Below are 19,566 nucleotides of genomic sequence, written 5' to 3' on the forward strand. Positions count from 1 at the left end.
TGCCCCGAGTTTGGGCGATTATTGCGTGATATTGCCAGCCGCGTCGCGCTTCACTTGCATTTTGCCGACTGGAATGTAACCCAGTTCCGTAACGTCGCTGTTCTGAATGTCGTCGCTCAGCATGTAGTCGAGGAATGCTTTCGTCGCTGCGTCAGGCTCGCCTTTGGTGTACATGTGCTCGTAAGCCCATACCGGATATTTGCCTGCCACGATGTTGTCTTCGGATGGCTCGACGCCTTCGTATTTCACGGTTTTAACCGTGTCGTCGAGGTACGAGAGCGCCAGGTATCCGATTGCTCCGGGCGTATCCGTTACGTACTTCTTGACCGTGCCGGATGCATCTTCCTGGATGGAACCCGCAATGTCTTGCGATGCCGTGCCAAGCGCGAATTTCTCGAACGTTTTGCGCGTGCCTGAGCTGCTCGGACGGTTGATCAGCGTGATCTTCTCGTCTTGGCCGCCTACGTCTTTCCAGTTCGTGATTTTCCCCGTGAAAATATCGACCAGCTGCTGCTTCGTCAGGTTATCGACGGTTACGCTTTTGTTGACGACCGCAGCCATGGCAACGACCGCGACCTGATGGTCGACCAGTTCTTTCGCTTTGTCGGCGTCCGCGTCCGTGAACTTCTCTTCCGCGAAAATATCGGAGTTGCCGATCGCCGCTTGGCCCGCTTGCACTTGCGTCAAGCCCGTACCGGAACCGCCGCCTTGGACTTGAACCGTTACGCCGCTATATTTGGAGTCTTCCATGAACTTCTTGGAAACTTGATCGACAAGCGGTTGAAGAGCCGTGGAGCCTGCCGCCAGAATCGATCCGCTCAGCGCTTCGCCGCCCGTGTTCGTGCTGGCGTTGCCCGTGTTCGACGCGCCGCCGTTGTTCGCGGAGCCGCCGTTATTGGAGTTGTTGGAGCCGCAAGCGGCTAGACCGATCGTCAACATAAGTGCTACGACAATGAATAGTGCTTTTTTCATTTCAGTTCGATTTCTCCTTCCGCTGTCTTCGCGGTTATTTGTTTTACAGGACTTATTATAGGGATGTCTTATTAATGCGGTATTTTCGAAGTGTTAACGGAATGAAAAAAGTGCATAGATATTTTGAATAAAATATTAATCTATTATAAACTATTTATATAAAATGCCCGTTTAGGAGCGTAAATCATGAGTATAGTCCGATTACAAATCCTAGTCCTGCTCGATGAGCTGAAGAAAGTGACCGCGGTCGCCGAAGAAATCGGCGTCAAGCAGCCGACCGTCAGCTTTCATATGAAGAAGCTCGAAGAGGAATGGGGCGTCCCGCTCTTCGAAATCAAGACGGGCAAAGTGATTCTGACGGATCCCGGACGGATGCTGCTTCGTTACGCCGTCGAGATCGACCGTCTATATAAAGAAGCGCAGACGCGATTTCAGTCTTACCGCGATCATGGCAAGCACGGTTTCGTGATCGGCTGCACGGACGCCGCCTCTTCCCTGCTGTTCGGCCTCGATTGGCGGCAACAATCCGCGGAGCAGAACCCAATCCGCATCCAGCTGCTCACCGGCCGCCACTCGGAGCTGCTCGAGCAGCTGCAGGCCGGCGCGATCGACCTGCTCGTCAGCGGCAGCTTCGCCAATCCGGATGCGCTGCCGCAGCTGCAGATCGAACCGCTCGCCCAAGAGCGGCTTCTTCTCTTCATGGCCGCAAGCCATCCGCTTGCGACGCAGGCCGCCCTCCCGCCTTACAAATTAGCCGGCCACCGGTTCGTCGAGCTTGCCGACGCATCGCTGCAGGATGCGCTGCGCGGCTGGGAGCTGCAAGAGAAAGTCACGCTCCCGTACGAGTGGTCGACCGATCGGATGGATCTGGCGCTCTCGGCCGTCGAGAACGCCGGCATGCTCGCCATTCTTCCCGCGTTCGCCGCCGGGCGGACCGGAGACAGGCTGCTGCATCCGCCGCTTCCGGGACAAGCGGTATCGCTCAAGCTCGCCGCCGCCTGGCGAAGCGATTACTGGAATCCCGCCTTCGTTCAGCGCATCATGGCGCAGCTTGCCCGCGGCGGCGCGAAGGCCGTCGAGACTTCCGGCGCTGCCGAGCAGGCTTAGACAAGGGCCCCCGCTCTCTCTCGCAGTGGCTCTTCGCTGAAGCGAGTCGAAAATAGCCAAGCCATCCCATGAGGTAGCGGTTCAAATGAGCGATTCGCGTTTCCATGGACTCGGAGCGCGTTCGGTTCGTTAGTTCCCGCACTCGCTCTTTGAAACGCGAGATGGTCTGCGGGGCGAGGCGAACCGTTGCTTTCTTGTCCCTCAAGAAACTAAAGCCTATGGGCGTACAACAAAAAAAGGTGCTCCCGCTAATAGCGGAAGCGCCTTTCGAGAATCAATCGCTTATGATCGGATCATGCTGCGTCTTAAGCTGCATCATGTCTTCTCTAGGCGGAAGCCCGAACATCCGGGAATATTCGCGGCTGAACTGCGACTGACTTTCATAGCCAACGCGAAAAGCGACATCGGCAGCACCTGTCGATTCGGATAGCAACAAGCGCCGCGCCTCTTGCAGCCTCAGTTGTTTTTGAAACTGAATCGGGCTCATTGCGGTTACCTCCTTAAAGTGCCTATGCAGCGACGCAGCACTCATATTTACTTTCTCCGCGAGCTCCTCGACCCGAAATGACTTGGCATAGTTATTCGTGATATGGTCAATAACTTCTTTTATTAGATGGGCCGAGCTGCCTTCAATGGCAATTTGTTCGAGCGCGATCCCATGCTCCCCCTGCAGAACCCTATACAGGATTTCCTTCGTGAACAGCGGAGCCAGCAGCGGGATATCCTTCGGGTTATCCAGCAAACGGACTAGTCTCATGACCGCATCCAACAAAGTCGGCTCTATCCGGCTGACGAACATCCCCCGCTTGGCATTTTCCTTTGCTCCTGCCCGGATTTCCGAATCGCCTAAAACCTCTAGAATTTGACCCACCGTAAATGCAAGCTTTAAACCCAAATACGGAACCTCGGCAGAAGCTTCGATTACTTGGGATGTAACCGGCAAACGAACGGATGCAACAAGGTAATCGGCAGGATTATACTCATATCGCTCCTGTGCGAGCCATACCTCTTTCGCCCCCTGGGCTACCAGGCACAAAGACAGGTTGTAAACGCCGTAACTGGGTCCGGACGCATCGGAGCGGCGAATGAAAAATAAAGACGGAATGGCAGTAGCGTGAACGCCGTCGCTGTCCGCATAACGTTTAATCATGCCGGCAAGCTCGTTTTGTTGCGCGGTTATTATTTCCGACATCATATCTCCCCATCCCTTAACTGCCTGATAGTGCCATTATAAAGCGTAATGATCTGTTGCGTAAGAAGTCGTGATAGGATTAGGCAAACACTTGAGACGAATAGGCTAAGGGTTTCTATGGCGATTGGTTCATAATAAGGATGTGAAGCGCGGCGGCAATTGCCGGCTTGGGGTGTAAGGGGTCAGTATAGCCCGAATCAAAAAACGGGAGGAAACGATATGCGAAAAGTAATTTTGAACAACGGCGTGGAGATGCCTATTCTTGGTTTTGGCGTTTTTCAGATTGCCGATCAAGATGAATGCGAACAGAGCGTGCATGACGCTATTATGGCTGGCTATCGTCTGATCGATACCGCTGCCTCCTATCAAAATGAAGAAGCAGTAGGCAGAGCGATCAAACGAAGCGGCGCGGCCAGAGAGGAACTGTTTATCACCACGAAGCTTTGGGTTCAGGATACTGGTTATGAGCGCACGAGGAAAGCATTTGAAAAATCATTAGCGAAATTGCAGCTCGATTATTTAGATTTGTATTTGATTCATCAGCCATATGGCGATGTATATGGTTCTTGGCGAGCTATGGAGGAGCTGTATCGCGAAGGGAAAGTCCGCGCGATCGGCGTTAGCAACTTCCATGACGATCGCCTGATGGATCTGATGATTCATAATGAAGTAACTCCCGCAGTAAATCAGGTCGAAACGCATCCGTTCAACCAACAAACCGAATACGCAGCATTCATGAAAGAGCATCATGTTCAAATCGAATCCTGGGCGCCTTTCGCTGAAGGGAAAAATAACCTGTTTCAAAACGAAGTATTGGTCTCCATAGCGCAAAGCTATAATAAATCCGTTGCTCAGGTGGTTTTACGGTGGATGACGCAGAGGGATGTTGTCGTTATTCCGAAATCTGCTCGCAAAGATAGAATTATCGAAAACATGAATATCTTCGATTTTGAATTAAATCAACAGGATATGGCGTCGATCGCTGCATTGGATACGAGACAATCCCTGTTCTTCTCACATCGCGATCCTGAGATGGTGAAATGGCTCGGCAATCGCAAACTGGATATTTAGCATACTTCCGCCCCGATTTTAGGGGCGAATTTTTTTAAGGAGGCACTCGGTTGTACTCGTTGTACTCGCGATTTAAAAACCTGTTTGCAATCAAAGGATATGGTTTATTCGTTGTATGCGTACTATTGGTCGGTATCGGGATTTCTATAACAATGCCCTATTTAGCCTTGTATTGTACCGAAGATTTCGGAATGAGCGCCGGAGCCTTCGGCGTTTTTACGGCGGTAAGTTCATTGACCGGCGTCATGATGAACTCATTTATCGGCAAGCGTTCGGATGGCAGCTTAGATCGGAAATGGATTATTATTGCAGCCGCGTTCTCATCGGCTTTGGGTTATGCTTCGTATTTGGTGTTTCATAACTTCTTTATCCTTCTTATCATTGTTAGTTTATTAAGCGGATTAGGCGCTGCCGCCATGCCGCAAATATTCGCATATGCTCAGGAATCGGCAAATGAAAGTCAATCAGATGACAAAACCTTTGCCGTGTCGACATTACGTTCGCTTGTATCCCTCGGATTCCTCGGAGGACCGTTAATCGGAACGATCATCATGGGAGCTATTGGATACAAGGGACTCTTTATGGGAACGTCCATTGTCTTTCTTGCAATCGCATTCCTTCTTTTTCTATATCTGCCGAAGAGAAAAGCAGTTCCAAAGAAGAAATCAGAACCGGGTTCCCTGTCGCTTAAAAGCAGAGAAATTCGCTATCCGTTCATTGCCTTCGTTTTTCTGTTTGCGCTCAACGCCATAAACGGAATCAACACGCCGTTGTTTATCGTAAATGAACTTCATGGCACGCATGCGGATGTCGGATTCGTGGTTAGCGTTTGCGCCGGTTTGGAAATTCCGATGATGTTCATGTTAGGCGCCTTGGGCAGAAAGATATCGAACCAAACGCTGATGTTCAGCAGCTGCTATGCTGCTTTTCTTTATTTCATCATTTTAAGTGCTTCTACGGATTCCTGGCAGCTAATGGCTGCGCAGCTTTTGCAGGCGACGTTCGTGGCTATTGTGATGGGCAATGGACTAACCTATTTTACAGCTCTGTTACCGAATGCGCCTGGGCTATCCACAACAATCTATTACAACGCGTCCATCATTGGAAGGTTAGTTGGCAATTTGAGCGGCGGTATTCTTGCTCAGTCGATAGGGTTCCGTCATGTTAATTCGGTGTGTCTTGCGGTTGCCGTTGTCTCGGTCATAATCCTGTGGAGAACAAGAACCCATCAAGAAATGAAAGCAGCCGCCGGGCATTAAGTGTCTATTTGAAGCAAAAAAGCCCGCGAACTACGCGGGCTTCACAATAAAATACGTTCCAGTCCATCGCATCAGGAGTTCAGGTCGGGTCTCACGCCGGTCACCAGGTAGACGACGGATTCCCCGATATTCGTCGCATGGTCCGCGAAACGCTCGATGTAGCGGCCGACGAAGCTGAGCAGATTGGCTTGGGAAATCGTCTTCGGATTCTCCATCATGATCGAGAACAGCTCGCGGATGATTTGCGAATACAGCGCATCGACGAGGTCGTCGTCCTTGGCCATCTTGTAGGCCATATTGACGTTCTCCTGCACGAACGATTGAATCGATTCGTACGTCATCATCTGCACGATCTGCGACATGCGCGGCAAATCGATCAGCGGCTTGATCAGTGTCTGCCCTTCCAGGCGGACGACGACCTTGGCGACGTCGACGGCCAGATCGCCCATCCGTTCCAGGTCGTTCGCGATTTTGAACGCGACGAGAATGCGGCGCAGGTCCTTCGCTACCGGCTGCTGCGTCGCGATCAGCGTCGCGCCGATCTCGGATATTTTCTCCTCGATCCTGTTCAGTTCCTTGTCTTCCTTCACAATGCGTCTCGCTTCGTCCGCATTGATCGTTTCCAGCGCCGCCATTGCCTGCGCGATCGCCGTCTCCACGCGGCGGCCCATCTCTACGATCAGCTCGTTCAGTTCTGATAATCCTTGATCGAACTCTTTCCGTTTCGTCATCATCTGGCCGGTTCGTCCTCCCTCGATTTCTACTGTTCCCCGTGCTTTAGCCGAAGCGGCCGCTGATATAGTCCTCCGTGCGCTGATCGCGCGGGTTGGAGAACAGCTTCTCCGTGTCGGAGAACTCGACCACTTCCCCGTTCAGGAAGAAGACCGTTTGGTTGGATACGCGCGCGGCTTGGTGCATGTTGTGCGTAACCATGACGATCGTGTATTTGTCTTTCAGCTCTTGCGCCAGCTCTTCGATCTTCAGCGTCGAGATCGGATCGAGCGCGGACGTCGCTTCGTCCATGAGCAGCACGTCGGGATTGACGGCAATCGCGCGCGCGATGCACAGACGCTGCTGCTGGCCGCCGGAGAGACTGAGCGCGGAGCGTTTCAGATAGTCCTTCACTTCATCCCACAGCACCGCGGAACGAAGGCTTGTCTCGACGATCTCGTCCAGCTTCTGCTTGCTGCGGATGCCGTGCAAGCGCGGGCCGTACGCGACGTTGTCATAGATCGATTTCGGAAACGGATTCGGCTGCTGGAATACCATGCCGACCTTCTTTCGCAGCGTTTCTACGTCGACTTCCTTGGAATAGATGTCCGCGCCGCCGATCGTGATCTTGCCTTCGATCCGCGTGTTCGGAATCATATCGTTCATCCGGTTGAGCGTGCGAAGAAGCGTCGATTTGCCGCAGCCGGACGGACCGATGAACGCCGTAATCGCCTTCTCGGGAATATCCATCGCGACGTTCTTGAGCGCATGGAACGTACCGTAAAATAAATTCAATTGCTGAATATCGATCAATGTCTGCGAAGCGGTCGATTGCATGTCGTTCTCCTCCATCTCAAGTGGACTTGAGCAGTCCTTGCGCTGCGCCGCCGCATGCGGCAGGCAGCCGTCTCTACGACTTTCATAGCTAATACTAGCTTTGAAATGTCAATCGAATATGTCGGTATTGTAAACGGAATATTAAAATTAGCCGTGTCCTTGCATCTCGTTCGCCAGCGATTGAATGCTGAGCGTCACTTGCAGCGCTTTATCGTAGGCCTGCTGGGAGAGGCGGCCGATGTTCGCCGCGCTGCTGCTGTTATCGGCCGCGGCATGGAACAGCTGCTGGAATACGCCGGCCGCTTCCGAGACATAGGCTTGGCTCGTATCGGCGTCCGTCCGGCCGAGGGCGACATGCTGCGCCGTTTCCTTGACGGCATCCAGAATGGAGCCGATCAGCCGGTTGATGTCCTCCGCCGACGATTTCGTCAGCGTGGCCAGCTGCCTGACCTCGTTGGCCACGACCGCGAAGCCCCTTCCGTGCTCGCCGGCGCGCGCCGCTTCGATCGTGGCGTTCACCGCGAGCAGGTTGCATTGGTCGGCCAGCTCGCGGATGAGCTTCGACACCGTGCCGATCGAGCCGACCCGTTCCTGCAGCTCGCCGATCTGCTGCTCCTGCAGATGCGTGCGCTGCGACATGTTCTGCATCGAGGCGGATACTTTGTCCAGCTCGTTCTTGCCCTTCAAGGTCAGCTCGAGCATCGTCTGGGACATCGCCTCGCCTTGGGCGGACGCTGCATGCGCCTCGTTCACGGAACGGTCGATATCCGCGATCATCGCCTGCGCGCCATGGATCAGCTTCACTTGGGACAGGACGGTTTGCTGCTGCAGCACGCGCGACATCTTGAGCAGATCCGACATCGTCAGAATGCCTTCGCAGCGCCCCGCTTCCGTTACGATGACGCAATCGTAGAACGTGCGGTCATCGCGGCCGAGCGCATGATCGAGCAGCTCCTGCGGCGATGTCCCGCGATCGACGATCAACGGCTGCGTATCCATCAGCTTCGTTATGGAACGTCCGAAATAAATCTCCCTGCCGAACCGGTGGGTCTGGATGATCACGAGCCGGTTTTTCATCACAAGCCCAAGCGGCCTGCGGTACGCGTCGCATACGACGACGCACTCGTGATCCGGCTCGACGGCGAACTGCCGAATGACTTCCTCGCATGTTTGCGCGGCCGTTACGATCGGCACATGGCGGATGAACGCCTGCATCAGCTCCGTGTCGGCCGCGATCCGCGCCGAACCGCCCGGTTCGTCCGCTCCTGCCCGGTTTGCCTCATTCATTGCCCCCGCTGCGACATGCTCGACTTCTTTCCGTTCCATAACAGATGCGTTCATGGCCTGCACTCCCTTATAGCAATATTTACTATCACTATAGGACCAGAGCATTATCATTCATGTCGCAATATGTTAGACAAGTGTTAAATTTATGGGCATTTCGTCGTTATATTACCATTTTTTAGGCATTCGCTCTTAAATCTAGGGGATGATCAGCCGTTGTTCCGCCGCCGTTATCCCTTGGTGAAAAGCTTATGGAGCCTAGCGCAGTTTGCGCGCATTGATCCACATCGGCACGCGGAAGACGATATTGATCATCAAGACGATAAAGACGAGCACGGCCGCGGACTTCTCCGCAATGAGCTTCGCGTCGGGCACGATCGCTTCGGACTGCACGTACCAGAGATGCACCGCAAGCGTCGCGCCCGGAGACAGCGGGCTGAAATCCCACATGACGCCGGACGACGTCACGCCGCCGGTCAGAATGATGACGGCGCTCTCGCCGAACGCGCGGCCCGCCACGAGGCAGATGCCCGTCACGATGCCGTTCAGCGCCACCGGAATGAGCACGCGCCGGATCGTTTGCAGATGCGTGCTGCCGAGCGCGAACGAAGCGTGCTTCATTTCCTGCGGAACGGAGCGGATCGCTTCCTCGGTGACGCGGGTAAGCACGGGGAGGTTCAAGAACGCCAGGCTGACGGCCGCCCCGACAATCGTCAGGCCCAAGTCGAGCGACTGCACGAATAATACGATCCCGAACAAGCCGAAAATAATCGAAGGAACGGAAGCCAAGCCTTCCACGCAGATGCGAATGAACGCGATGAATTTATTGGCCGGCGCGAATTCCGCCAAGTAAATCCCCGCCGCCATGCCAAGCGGAATGGAGATGATCAGCGAGATGACGAGCACGTAGAACGAATTGAACAGCAGCGGTCCGATGCCGCCGCCCTCTTCGATCTCGCTCGGCTCGCCGTATAGGAAATCCCAGCTGAGCTTCGGCAGCCCCTTCTCCAGAATGAGGAACAGGAGCGCGATGATGAAGATAATGGTGCAAATGCCGACGAGCCATACGACGCCCGTGAACAGCTTGTTGTTGATTTGATTCAAGCTCTTGCGCGATGCGAAGGGATGATCGCTCGCCGGGGATTTGAGGCCGCTCATTGTTTCACTCCTCTGCCCTGTATCAGTCTGACCGCAACGATCATGATGAGCGAAATGACGAGCAGGATGAAGCCCATCATGTACAGCGCGTAATTCCATGTCGAATCGAATTCTACGTTCGCGATCTGCATGACGATGTTGCTGGTCAGCACCGACGTCGGCTTGAACAGCGCGTCCGCCAGCTGCGGCGTGTTGCCGATCACCATGACGACGGCCATCGTTTCGCCGATCGCGCGGGCCATGCCGAGAATGACGGCGTACATGATGCCGCTCTTCGCCGCCGGAATAACGACCCGGACGATCGTGTGGAATCGGGTCGCCCCCAGCGCATAGGAAGCGTCGCGGAATTTCTTCGGAACGGCGACGATGGAGTCGTCCGTAATCCGGCTGATCGTCGGCAGCACCATGATGGTCAGCACGATTGCAGCAGCTAATATGCCATCGCCCATGTTGGTTCCCGTTACCGATCGCAGCATCGGAATCAGCACCGTCATCCCAAGGAAGCCGTAGACGACGGAAGGAATGCCGACAAGCAGATCGAGTATCGGACGCAGCGCGTTCTTCAGCCAACCGGGCGTCATTTCCGATAGGAATATTGCAATAATGACGGATAGAGGCACCGAGATGATCATCGTCAGCAGCGTCAGTGCGAAGGTGCCGAAAATAAAGACGAAGGCGCCGAACTGGTCGTCTTCCGGCACCCAGTCGGTGGAGAAAAAAAAGGTTTTCAAGGATACGGTCTCGAACGTCAGCACGCCCGTCCGGCCCATCATGAACAGAATTGAGAACAAGATCAAGCACACGAACACGGCGCTCGCGATGCAAACGATCTTGAACGTACGGTTGTAGAATTTAAGCCGCGCCTTGCGGCTGAATGCCGAGCCGGAGGACTCCAGGCTGCGGCCAAGCTCTTCAGCTGAGTAAACGGTGCCGGAAGACGGCACTTCCATCATACTCATAACGATCTCTTCTCCTCTCGTATATACAGCGAAGCCAGCTTCCCGCGTAAGTTGCAGAAGCTGGCTCCGCTTGTTCCTCCTATAGCCTTGAAGGACGAGGTCTTACAAAGTATTATTTCCCTTTCATTGCGGACAGCGGGATGAATTTCAGCTTTTTCAGCGAGCCTTCTTGGAACTTCGCGCTTTGGATGTAATCGATGAACGCTTTGACGACGCCGGTAGGCTGGCCTTTCGTCATGTAGTAGCCGTACGACCATACTTTGTACGTGCCGTTGATAACGTTGGCTGCGGTCGGTTCAACATGGTTGATGCTGATCGGCTTCATTTTGCTGCCGGATACATAGACAAGGTCGATGTAGCCGATTGCGCCCGGCGTCGTTTCGACGGCCGTCTTCATGTCGCCGCTCGATTTCACTTCTTTGTAGTTGGAGCCTTTCGTCATGAAATCCGTGCCGGCCAGCGCCTTCAATTGGAAGTTGACGCGCGTGCCGGAACCGAATGCGCGGTTGACGACAACGATGTCCTGGTCCTTGCCGCCGACTTCCTTCCAGTTCGTGATCTTGCCGGAGAAAATGCCTTGCAGCTGGCTCGTCGACAGATCCGTTACGCCGGAGCTGCTGTTCGCAACGGCCGAGAACGGAATGACGGCGACTTTATTGGCCACTTGGCCCGTGAATTTGCTGAAGCCCGGAACGTCCGTGGATGCATCCCAGTCGCAAGCGCCGATGTCGGCAATACCTTTGCGAACCGCTTGAGGACCCGTTACGGAGCCTGCCGCGGATGCGGAGATTTTCACCTTCGGATTCTGTTTCTTGAATTCGTTCGCCGCTTGCAGCGTCAACGGGAGCAGCGCCGAAGAGCCGTTGATGACGATTTTGCCGCTCAGCTTGCTGGATGCGCTGGCAGCGGAGATGCTGCCGAACGACAGGGAAATCGCCATGACGGCAAGACCTAAATTTCTAACCCATTTGCTTTTCATTGATTGATAATCTCCTCTCGGTTTGTCGGAAAATGTTCGCGATCGCGCAGATGTTATTCGTTCGTGACTTTAACCAGGCTGCCGTTGTTCAGCACGTAGGTTGCATCGTCGATCACAAGCGCTACGGGCGTGCCCGGAGCGGCTACGACTTCGCTTACATTGCCGTCGATGTTGCCGACCAGCTTCGAAGCGCCGGATGCCGCATTGATTTCGTAAAGCGCCGTTTGCGAACCTGCGTCCGTCAGGGCATAGATTATGTCGCCGGCCAGCGTCGCTTGCAGCACGTCTTTGTCGCCGATGACTTTCGTCACCGTACCGTCGGCCGCTACGGATACGAGGGACGAAGGCTGTCCGTCAACGACGCTGACGTAGAACGCTTTGCTGCCGTCCGCCAATGCGCCGACGAATACTTTATCGTCCGTCGTCGCCGTCAGCTTCTTGCCTGCCGATGCGTCTTTCACGGACGCGTCGAAGAAGTACACCTGCGGCTCGGTGCCCGTGGTGTCGATCGCGACATCGTCTTGATCTACCGGCTTATCGGGAGCCGTAACGGCGCCCGGCTTGGTTACGACGTAGAAGAACTTCGTTCCGTCCGCGGATACGTTCAGGTTCGATTTGTAATCGACCTTATCGTTCAGTACTTGCGTGAGTTTGCCGTCAGCGACGTTCAGCTTCTGGATAACCGTGCCTTTGTCGCTTTGCAGGAAGTAGATCGCGCTGCCGTCGGCCGACCATACGAGCTCCGGCTTGATCGAGATGTCCGTGGAGACCGTTTGGCTGTTGAACGATTTGTTCGTCAGATCGATCACGTAAACGACGCCGTTGTCGTCCGTGTAAGCCGCTTTCTTGCCGTCCGGCGAAATCGTCAGATCGGAAGCGGAGTCGGAGCTGAATACTTTGGCGTACACGCCTGTCGCCGCGTCAACGATGTAATCCGTGCGGCCTTCCTCGGACAGCGAGGAAGCCAGCAGCTGGCTGCCGTTGATCCAGACGATGTCGTCGGCGTGGATCTTCTCGATGGCGTCGATCGCCACTTCGCCGGCGTCGCTGACCGTGCCGTCCAGGTCGAAAGCGCCGATGAAATCTTCGGCCGCCATATAGTAAGAGCCGTTCACATTTACAACCGCTTGCTCCAGCTCGACTGGCTCGCCGTCTACCAGCGTCGTTGCCGAATTCGCATGCAGCTCGATCGAATGACCATGGATGTAAGCCGTAACACCGGATTTCACATTGACTACGAACAGCGCGCCTGTCGCGGATCCCAGATCGCGGACCGACAGCAGCGTGGCGCCATCAGCTTGGATCGAGCGAACTTGGACGGACGAATTGTTCACCATAACGTTGAACGGAACGGTTGCTGCCGTTTGCTGCGGCGTCGCGGCGGATGCGACACCGATTGCAGACGTGCTGAGCGCGGCTGCCAGCGCAGAAATCATGAGCGTTTTTTTCATGGACATTTGACTGTGATCACCCTTCTGGAATTGGTTTGGTTTCTTCGTCGTTTATGTACAAAACCGATTATAGGCAGACATTGTTAAGCCGTCGTTAATCGATTGCCAGGTATTGTTAAGTGACCGTTAATCTATTATTGAGAAATTGTTAATAATCGCCAATCGAGAGATTGATAGGATCGGACCCGTTGTCGAAAATCCGGTTCTATAGCCTTGCGTATACAGGCCTATGGCCCATTGTCCGGTGGAATTGGCAGACCTTGCGCTCAAATGGACCAAGCTCCGATTCAGTATCGGGGACCCGATAATCCCGCTCGCGAAATGGTTGGAAATGTAAAAAAAAGCCGCGCTGGCTGCGCGGCTCAGGCTGCCTTGGAAAGTTCGACGCCTAGGACGCCGTATGTGTGGAGAAGGAGCTCCATTCTCCGTTTGTGTTGAGAAGGATCGCCCACGCCTCCGCTCCCCCTCCAGGTCACGCGGACAGAGGTTCCGCTATTTTGACGAAATCAGACTTTTGTGGTTAGCGATCGGACACAGGATCCGTTAATGCCCCCGAATGGCGCCGAAAACAGGTAAATCGGCCGACATAACGGATCTCCTGTCCGCCAACACTCGAAAATACGTGATCATGAAGGGAATAACGCATCTCCTGTCCGCTTCCGTGCTTCGATGGACATACTGTGCCCCAGCCGTCATGAAGACGGCTGGGGCGAGACGGTTTGGAGGTAGTCATGCCGGTCCAGTCCGTGCCACTCCAGTCCTCGCCGGTCAACGCCAATCCGTGCTAGTCCAGTCCATGCCAGTCCATGCCAGTCCATGCCAGTCCGTACCAGCCCGTGCCAGTTTTGTCCACCCCAGTCCACGCCGGCCCATGCCGGTCCTTGCCAGCCCAGTCCACGCCGGTCAACACCAGTCCGTGCTAGTCCAGTCCATGCCAGTCCGTGCCAGTCCGTGCCAGCCCAAACCACGCCGCCGAAGCGGCTGCCGGATCTTTCCCGTATCCTAGGGCTCAAGTTGTCGCGAGCCTGCACGAATCATCTGAATAATAGGTTCTTCTTTAAATTTGAAGCTGGCGCTTGTGCACACGGTACCTGCGGTGTGTCTATAAATTCTCTGCCGCGCTGCTTGTACCGCACTGCTTGTACGGGCCGCTCCACGCTCATGGTCTGCGCCGCGCGGATTGATTCGCACTGGCTTGCTTGCCTGTGCGAAGCCTATTGCATAGGCCGGTTGCATTCGCTGGACAACAAAAAACCGGGCGATCAGCCCGGCTCGTTTGCTCTATCCTCTGGTTGCGCATATGTGATGACAACCTCGATGTCCTGGTCGTAGTTGCCGAACTGCCGGCCGAAGAGGCTGATGCCGCCGCAATGGGCAGCTGTCTCGGGACAGGCGAGGCGCAGCCGCAGCTCGTCGTTCGGCTTGATGCCAAGCTCGGCGGGCGTAAGCCCGGACAGCCGGATGCCGTCGAGGAACGTGCCGTCCTTCCGGATCGCAATCGTCTTCAGCAGCCCGTGCTGCGTGCCGTGATACCACCAATCCGGCGTGAACACGCCCTTCTGCGCGCCGAAATCGCCCGGGCAGGTCCAAGTGCCCAGCTCGCGCCCGTTGACGCTGAAGGTGATATCGGACGGCCAATTCTCGTTGTAGCCCGGCGCTTCCGAACAGATCTCGAGCGATATCGTCACGCTCGTCACGGTCTGCGTGCCGACCAAATAATTCGGAATGCGGTATTCGACGAATCCGCTGCCGAACCACAGCGCCTTCGCCTTCACATGCTCCGGGTCCCAGAAGTACCGGGGATCGTCGACGATCCCGATCATCGACGTCTCCGACGCCAGGCCGCAGGTCGGCTTTACCTTGAAGTCGGTATATTGGCCGACCGGAATCGAGACGGCGTACCTGCTCGCGTCCGGGACGGCCGGCGATCGAAGCTGCAGCGTCACGGCGTCCGGAAGCAGCCGGCACATCTTAAGGCGGCCTCTTGCGCCGGATACGCTGTCCGTCCCCACGAAGCCGGCGCCCTCCAGCTTCTGGATATGTTTCGTTACGATGGCGGAGGAGACGCCGAGCTCCGTGGCCAGCTCCTTGATGCTTCTAGGCGCCCGGTCCAGAAGCTCTATGATCCGGACGCGCGTTTCGGATGCAAAGCATTCCAGTATCGCCATATTGGCGGTCGTGACTTGAATATTCATTCGTCAGCCCCGTTCTTCGCAATGGTTGTTTCATTATATAACCCGCAAGTTAATTAATCAACTTCATGTTGACGAATTCATGGGCATCGAGACATAATGTAGGTGAGGATTTCGAAAACACGTTATTTAATTAACTCTATCATTAATTAAGAAGGAGACATGTACAATGTCAGAGCAACTTCGCGCGGAGCATCCGCGTCCGCAATTCATGAGGAATGATTGGGTGAACTTGAACGGCGAATGGGAATTCGAATTCGATGACGCGCAGACCGGCGATGCTGCTGGCTGGCATCTCGGACAACAGCCGCTCTCGCAACGCATCCAGGTGCCGTTCGCCTATCAGAGCAAGCTGAGCGGCATCGGCGATACCGATTTTCACGATACCGTCTGGTACCGCACCGCCCTCGCCATTCCGGCGAATATCGAGGGCAAACGCGTGCTGCTCCATTTCGGCGCCGTCGATTACGCGGCTTCCGTCTGGGTCAACGGCATCCTGGTTGCGACGCATGAAGGCGGGCATACGCCGTTCCGCGCCGACATTACGAGCGCGCTGAAGGCCGAAGGCAACGTGCTCGTCGTCAAAGCCGCCGATTACAGCAAAGATCTGACGATCCCGCGCGGCAAACAGTATTGGATGCGCGAATCCGCCAGCATCTTCTATACCCGGACGACCGGCATTTGGCAGACGGTATGGATGGAAGCCGTGTCGGCGGTCCGCTTGGACAAGGTCAAGCTCACGCCGGACATCGACCGCCACGAGATCCGCGTCTCCGCGTTCGTCGCGGGCGCGGCTGCCGGCGCGGCGCTGCGCGTCAAGGCGACCATTACGTATCAAGGCCACCCTGTCGCCGAGGATCTGTTCACGATTCGCGAAGGCCGCTCGTCCGCGACTCGCGCGATTGGCATCGAAGACTTGAGCGAGCTGAGAATCGGCGGCTTCTGGAGCCCGGAGCATCCGCATCTGTACGACGTCACGTTCTCGCTGCTGGACGGCGATACCGTGCTGGACGAGGTGCACAGCTATTTCGGCATGCGCAAAGTATCCATTGCCGGCGGCAAGCTATGCTTGAACAACCGGCCGTATTATTTGCGCATGGTGCTGGACCAGGGTTATTTCCCCGACGGCATTCTGACCCCGCCGAGCGACGAAGCGATCAAACGGGACGTCGAGCTGACGAAAGCCATGGGCTTCAACGGCGCGCGCAAGCACCAGAAGCTGGAGGATCCGCGCTGGCTGTACTGGTGCGACATGCTCGGTCTGGCGGTGTGGAGCGAGGCGGCGAACGCGTTCGAGTACAGCGACGAGTACGTGCGCCGGTTTACGAATGAATGGATCGAATCGATGGACCGCGATTACAACCATCCGTCGGTCATCGCCTGGGTGCCGATCAACGAGAGCTGGGGCGTGCCGAATATTCCGGTCGACAAGCTGCAGCAGCAGCACGCAATGGCCATGTACCATCTGACGAAGTCGCTCGACGAGATGCGCCCCGTCGTCTCCAACGACGGCTGGGAGCTCGTCAAGACGGATCTCTTCAACATCCACGATTACGAATGGCGCCGCGACGTGCTGATGGACCGTTACAGCACGGCGGAGAAAGCCGTATCGGCCATGCCGGCGAACCGCGTGCTCGCCGTGGAAGGCTACCCGTACGAAGGCCAGCCGATCCTCGTCTCGGAATTCGGCGGCATCTTCTACAATAAGAGCGAGCGCGACGGCTGGGGCTACTCCACGGCCGACAACGATGAAGATTTCCTGAAGCGGCTGCGCGACGTCGTGCAGCCGATGTATCTGGCCGGCGTCGTCCAAGGCTTCTGCTACACGCAGCTGACCGACGTGGAACAAGAGCTGAACGGTCTCTTGACCTACGACCGCAAGCCGAAGCTGCCGCTAGAGTCGATCAAGGCGGTCGTCGAGGGACGCTGATTCACAATGAACGAATAGATATAAGAAGAACCCCCGCAGATTCATTTGCGGGGGTTCCTTGTGCTGAAGCCGATAAGCTTAATGGGACGACGGCGTGTATTCGGCGTGTTCCATCTCGCTCAGCTTCCGGCGGCCCATGAAGAAGGCGAAGAGCAGCGCCAGCGCGGAAGGAATGATCGCCCATGCGAATGTATGGGTGATGGAATACGAGAGACCCGACGTGATCTTGTTGAGAATCGGCTCCGGAATGAATTTCCTGAGCTCCGGCGCCAGAATCGCGCGCGGATCTTTCAAGTTGACGTCCTTCGGCATTTGGGCGATCTCGTCCGCCGTAAACAGCTTCCCGAAGCGGTTCATCATCGTATGGGTCTGAACGATACCGAACACGGTGATGCCGATCGTCATGCCGAGCGAGCGGAGGAAGTTCAGCGTCGCGCTAGCCGTTCCCCGTTCCTGCGGCGGGAAGGAGAATATCGCGGCATTGCTGAGTACCGAGAACGATGCGCCGATGCCGAGACCGATGAGGATCATGAAAATAACGACCGTATAGCGGTGAGACTCCACGCCTAGCGTCGTAAGCAGAATGTTGCCGACCGTCAGCAGGGCCAGCGTCGGAATCATGAGCGAACGGAAAGACGTCTTCATCATAAGCGCGCCCCCCATGGTCGCCGTCACGACGGAGCCGACCATCATCGGCAGCAGAACAAGGCCGGAATCCGTCGATTTGCCGCCGAATACGCCTTGAATGTAGATCGGGATGTACACCGAAGCCGTGACGAACGCCGCGCCGCTGAACATCGCGATCGCGTTGCTCGACCAGTACAGCCGGTCCCGGAACATGCTGAACTTGATAATCGGTTCCGCGACGGCGCGTTCGATGAAGATGAACGCGATGACGAGCAGCGCGAAGCCCGCGAACAAGCTCAAGATAACGCCGGAATCCCACGCGTATTGCTTGCCGCCCAGCTCAAGGGCGAACATCAGGCAGACGACCGCGCCGACGAGCGCAACCGCTCCGCCCCAATCGATCTTCTGCTTGCTGTGCTGCACGGATTCCTTGTAGAAGAACGCGATCATCACGAAAGCGATCAGGCCGAGCGGCAAATTGATGTAGAAGATCCATTCCCAATGAATGTACTCCGTAATGTAGGCGCCGAGCAGCGGTCCGAAAATGCTCGACAAGCCGAATACCGCGCCGAACAATCCGCCCAGCTTGCCGCGGCTTTCCGGCGAAACGGTGTCGAACATGATCGTGAAGGCGATCGGCACGAGCGCCCCGCCTCCGATGCCTTGCACCGCGCGGTAGATGCTGAGCTGTACGATGGATGTCGCCGTGCCGCACAGAATCGACCCCAGCATGAACATCAGAATCCCGAATACGAAAAATTTCTTGCGTCCGTACATGTCGGACAGTTTGCCGAAAATCGGCATGCCCGCCATCTCGGCGACCATATAGGCCGACGTGACCCAGACGAATTTATCCAGGCCGCCGAGCTCGCCGACGATCGTGCCCATCGCAGTCGCGACGATCGTATTGTCCATTGATGCCATCAGAATGCCAAGCAGCAATCCGGCGACGACAATGCCAACGTTATTACGTTGTGCGCTCATGGTTTGCAATTCCCTCCAGTTATGGTTTCTGTTCCTGCGGCAGCTCCGCATCGGCAGGCACGGCCATATGCCAGACCGTCTCCCCGTGCGCCTGCTCCGTGAGACCGCCGTTCTTGATGTCTTCCCTAAATGCCAGCAGCCAACGCAGCTCGGCCTCCAGCTGATGGACGATGAACTCCGACTCCATGACGAAAATCCGCGAGAGCCCCTGCGATCTGGCGAACTCGATGCCCGCCCGCCTCTCGGCGACCGACCGCCGGATGAATCCGATCCGGCTGTCGATCAAGCCGGCCGTCTCGAGCGGCGGAATATGCCCGATGAAGGCGAGCGCCGCCGGAAAATGCGGATACTCCTTCATCGGCTCATAGACCAGCTCCCGAATCCAATCGTGAAATCCGAGCCGCCCGGTATCCGTCGGCGCGTAGATCGTCCGTTCCGGATGCTTGCCTTCCCGCTGCGTTTCGAGCGAAACGATCCACCCCTGCTTCAGCAGCGCTTCCACGACGGAATACAGCGAACCGTTGTTCAGCTTGATCACGTCGGGAATGCCGCGCTGCTTCATCGTGGCGGACATCTCGTACGGATGCATCGGTTTCTCGTGGAGAAGCGACATGACGGCTAGCGCCAGCATATTGGATACTTTACGGGTGGCCATCGCCCTTCACTCCTTCGAAACATTGTGACCTCCAATAGTCTGTATCGACTATACGAGATCGAATGCATGCTGTCAACGGTCCAGGGACGGACGAAAGCGAAGGTTTCGTTTATGCGCGGTTCAACTCCGAGCGATGACGTCACTCCATTATAGAACAAGTGTTCGCAATTGGCAAATAAAAGCAATGCGAATGAACAT

General features: G+C 55.7%; 16 protein-coding genes and 1 pseudogene. 4 read left to right on the forward strand and 13 right to left on the reverse strand.

Annotated features, from left to right (window positions below):
• Nucleotides 1-18: 18 nt before the first annotated feature.
• Complete coding sequence (locus tag GXP70_RS21510) at nt 19-972, reverse strand: phosphate ABC transporter substrate-binding protein PstS family protein (RefSeq protein WP_162358730.1); 954 nt, start codon at nt 970-972, stop codon at nt 19-21.
• A gap of 186 nt (nt 973-1,158) precedes the next feature.
• On the opposite strand from GXP70_RS21510, the gene GXP70_RS21515 reads away from it, so the two are divergent.
• Nucleotides 1,159-2,079, forward strand: a complete 921-nt coding sequence (locus GXP70_RS21515; protein ID WP_162358731.1) for a LysR family transcriptional regulator — start codon at nt 1,159-1,161, stop codon at nt 2,077-2,079.
• A gap of 16 nt (nt 2,080-2,095) precedes the next feature.
• Here GXP70_RS21515 and GXP70_RS21520 read toward each other — a convergent pair.
• A pseudogene (locus GXP70_RS21520) lies at nt 2,096-2,299 on the reverse strand (group II intron maturase-specific domain-containing protein); the annotation flags it as partial.
• A gap of 54 nt (nt 2,300-2,353) precedes the next feature.
• Nucleotides 2,354-3,271, reverse strand: coding sequence for an AraC family transcriptional regulator (locus GXP70_RS21525; protein WP_162360605.1), 918 nt, complete (start codon nt 3,269-3,271; stop codon nt 2,354-2,356).
• A 219-nt stretch (nt 3,272-3,490) separates the two neighbouring features.
• Here GXP70_RS21525 and GXP70_RS21530 point away from each other — a divergent pair, with 219 nt between their 5' ends.
• Together GXP70_RS21530 and GXP70_RS21535 are read left to right on the forward strand one after the other, a co-directional pair.
• On the forward strand, nt 3,491-4,342 hold the full coding sequence (locus GXP70_RS21530) for an aldo/keto reductase (RefSeq protein ID WP_162358732.1): 852 nt from the start codon (nt 3,491-3,493) through the stop codon (nt 4,340-4,342).
• Nucleotides 4,343-4,392: 50 nt separating this feature from the next.
• Nucleotides 4,393-5,601, forward strand: coding sequence for a sugar efflux transporter (locus GXP70_RS21535; RefSeq protein WP_225442512.1), 1,209 nt, complete (start codon nt 4,393-4,395; stop codon nt 5,599-5,601).
• Between the two features lie 71 nt (nt 5,602-5,672).
• On the opposite strand, the gene phoU is transcribed toward GXP70_RS21535, so the two are convergent.
• From phoU to GXP70_RS21575, 8 genes are all read right to left on the reverse strand, one after another.
• Nucleotides 5,673-6,332, reverse strand: a complete 660-nt coding sequence (gene phoU, locus GXP70_RS21540) for a phosphate signaling complex protein PhoU (protein ID WP_162360607.1) — start codon at nt 6,330-6,332, stop codon at nt 5,673-5,675.
• A gap of 46 nt (nt 6,333-6,378) precedes the next feature.
• Nucleotides 6,379-7,149 (reverse strand): phosphate ABC transporter ATP-binding protein PstB, encoded by a 771-nt coding sequence (gene pstB / locus GXP70_RS21545; RefSeq protein ID WP_162358733.1) that lies wholly within the window; start codon nt 7,147-7,149, stop codon nt 6,379-6,381.
• Between the two features lie 147 nt (nt 7,150-7,296).
• Nucleotides 7,297-8,490, reverse strand: coding sequence for a methyl-accepting chemotaxis protein (locus tag GXP70_RS21550; RefSeq protein WP_162358734.1), 1,194 nt, complete (start codon nt 8,488-8,490; stop codon nt 7,297-7,299).
• Nucleotides 8,491-8,691: 201 nt separating this feature from the next.
• A complete protein-coding gene (gene pstA / locus GXP70_RS21555) occupies nt 8,692-9,591 on the reverse strand; it encodes a phosphate ABC transporter permease PstA (protein ID WP_162358735.1) in 900 nt (299 codons plus the stop codon).
• Nucleotides 9,588-10,544, reverse strand: coding sequence for a phosphate ABC transporter permease subunit PstC (gene pstC, locus GXP70_RS21560; RefSeq protein ID WP_162360608.1), 957 nt, complete (start codon nt 10,542-10,544; stop codon nt 9,588-9,590). Before pstC ends, pstA begins: the two co-directional genes overlap by 4 nt.
• Nucleotides 10,545-10,662: 118 nt before the next feature.
• On the reverse strand, nt 10,663-11,529 hold the full coding sequence (locus GXP70_RS21565; RefSeq protein ID WP_162358736.1) for a phosphate ABC transporter substrate-binding protein: 867 nt from the start codon (nt 11,527-11,529) through the stop codon (nt 10,663-10,665).
• 53 nt (nt 11,530-11,582) lie between these two features.
• A complete protein-coding gene (locus tag GXP70_RS21570) occupies nt 11,583-12,986 on the reverse strand; it encodes a stalk domain-containing protein (protein ID WP_162358737.1) in 1,404 nt (467 codons plus the stop codon).
• A gap of 1,256 nt (nt 12,987-14,242) precedes the next feature.
• Nucleotides 14,243-15,175: an ArsR/SmtB family transcription factor gene (locus GXP70_RS21575; RefSeq protein WP_162358738.1), complete on the reverse strand. Its 933-nt coding sequence runs from the start codon at nt 15,173-15,175 to the stop codon at nt 14,243-14,245.
• A 166-nt stretch (nt 15,176-15,341) separates the two neighbouring features.
• Between GXP70_RS21575 and GXP70_RS21580 the strand changes: the two genes are divergently transcribed.
• Entirely contained in the window at nt 15,342-17,102 is a 1,761-nt protein-coding gene (locus GXP70_RS21580) for a glycoside hydrolase family 2 protein (protein ID WP_162358739.1), read from the forward strand.
• Nucleotides 17,103-17,180: 78 nt separating this feature from the next.
• Here GXP70_RS21580 and GXP70_RS21585 read toward each other — a convergent pair whose 3' ends face one another.
• Nucleotides 17,181-18,713 (reverse strand): MDR family MFS transporter, encoded by a 1,533-nt coding sequence (locus tag GXP70_RS21585; protein WP_162358740.1) that lies wholly within the window; start codon nt 18,711-18,713, stop codon nt 17,181-17,183.
• 19 nt (nt 18,714-18,732) lie between these two features.
• Nucleotides 18,733-19,368: a PadR family transcriptional regulator gene (locus tag GXP70_RS21590; RefSeq protein ID WP_162358741.1), complete on the reverse strand. Its 636-nt coding sequence runs from the start codon at nt 19,366-19,368 to the stop codon at nt 18,733-18,735.
• Nucleotides 19,369-19,566 lie beyond the last annotated feature (198 nt).

Origin of the sequence: Paenibacillus lycopersici (assembly GCF_010119935.1) — a bacterium.
Classification (GTDB): domain Bacteria; phylum Bacillota; class Bacilli; order Paenibacillales; family Paenibacillaceae; genus Paenibacillus_Z; species Paenibacillus_Z lycopersici.

Bases quoted from the DNA above. Each gene is read 5' to 3' on its own strand.
- GXP70_RS21510 (WP_162358730.1), bottom strand. From the start codon at position 972: ATGAAAAAAGCACTATTCATTGTCGTAGCACTTATGTTGACGATCGGT.
- GXP70_RS21515 (WP_162358731.1), top strand. From the start codon at position 1,159: ATGAGTATAGTCCGATTACAAATCCTAGTCCTGCTCGATGAGCTGAAG.
- GXP70_RS21525 (WP_162360605.1), bottom strand. From the start codon at position 3,271: ATGTCGGAAATAATAACCGCGCAACAAAACGAGCTTGCCGGCATGATT.
- GXP70_RS21530 (WP_162358732.1), top strand. From the start codon at position 3,491: ATGCGAAAAGTAATTTTGAACAACGGCGTGGAGATGCCTATTCTTGGT.
- phoU (WP_162360607.1), bottom strand. From the start codon at position 6,332: ATGACGAAACGGAAAGAGTTCGATCAAGGATTATCAGAACTGAACGAG.
- pstB (WP_162358733.1), bottom strand. From the start codon at position 7,149: ATGCAATCGACCGCTTCGCAGACATTGATCGATATTCAGCAATTGAAT.
- GXP70_RS21550 (WP_162358734.1), bottom strand. From the start codon at position 8,490: ATGAACGCATCTGTTATGGAACGGAAAGAAGTCGAGCATGTCGCAGCG.
- pstA (WP_162358735.1), bottom strand. From the start codon at position 9,591: ATGAGCGGCCTCAAATCCCCGGCGAGCGATCATCCCTTCGCATCGCGC.
- pstC (WP_162360608.1), bottom strand. From the start codon at position 10,544: ATGATGGAAGTGCCGTCTTCCGGCACCGTTTACTCAGCTGAAGAGCTT.
- GXP70_RS21565 (WP_162358736.1), bottom strand. From the start codon at position 11,529: ATGAAAAGCAAATGGGTTAGAAATTTAGGTCTTGCCGTCATGGCGATT.
- GXP70_RS21570 (WP_162358737.1), bottom strand. From the start codon at position 12,986: ATGTCCATGAAAAAAACGCTCATGATTTCTGCGCTGGCAGCCGCGCTC.
- GXP70_RS21575 (WP_162358738.1), bottom strand. From the start codon at position 15,175: ATGAATATTCAAGTCACGACCGCCAATATGGCGATACTGGAATGCTTT.
- GXP70_RS21580 (WP_162358739.1), top strand. From the start codon at position 15,342: ATGTCAGAGCAACTTCGCGCGGAGCATCCGCGTCCGCAATTCATGAGG.
- GXP70_RS21585 (WP_162358740.1), bottom strand. From the start codon at position 18,713: ATGAGCGCACAACGTAATAACGTTGGCATTGTCGTCGCCGGATTGCTG.
- GXP70_RS21590 (WP_162358741.1), bottom strand. From the start codon at position 19,368: ATGGCCACCCGTAAAGTATCCAATATGCTGGCGCTAGCCGTCATGTCG.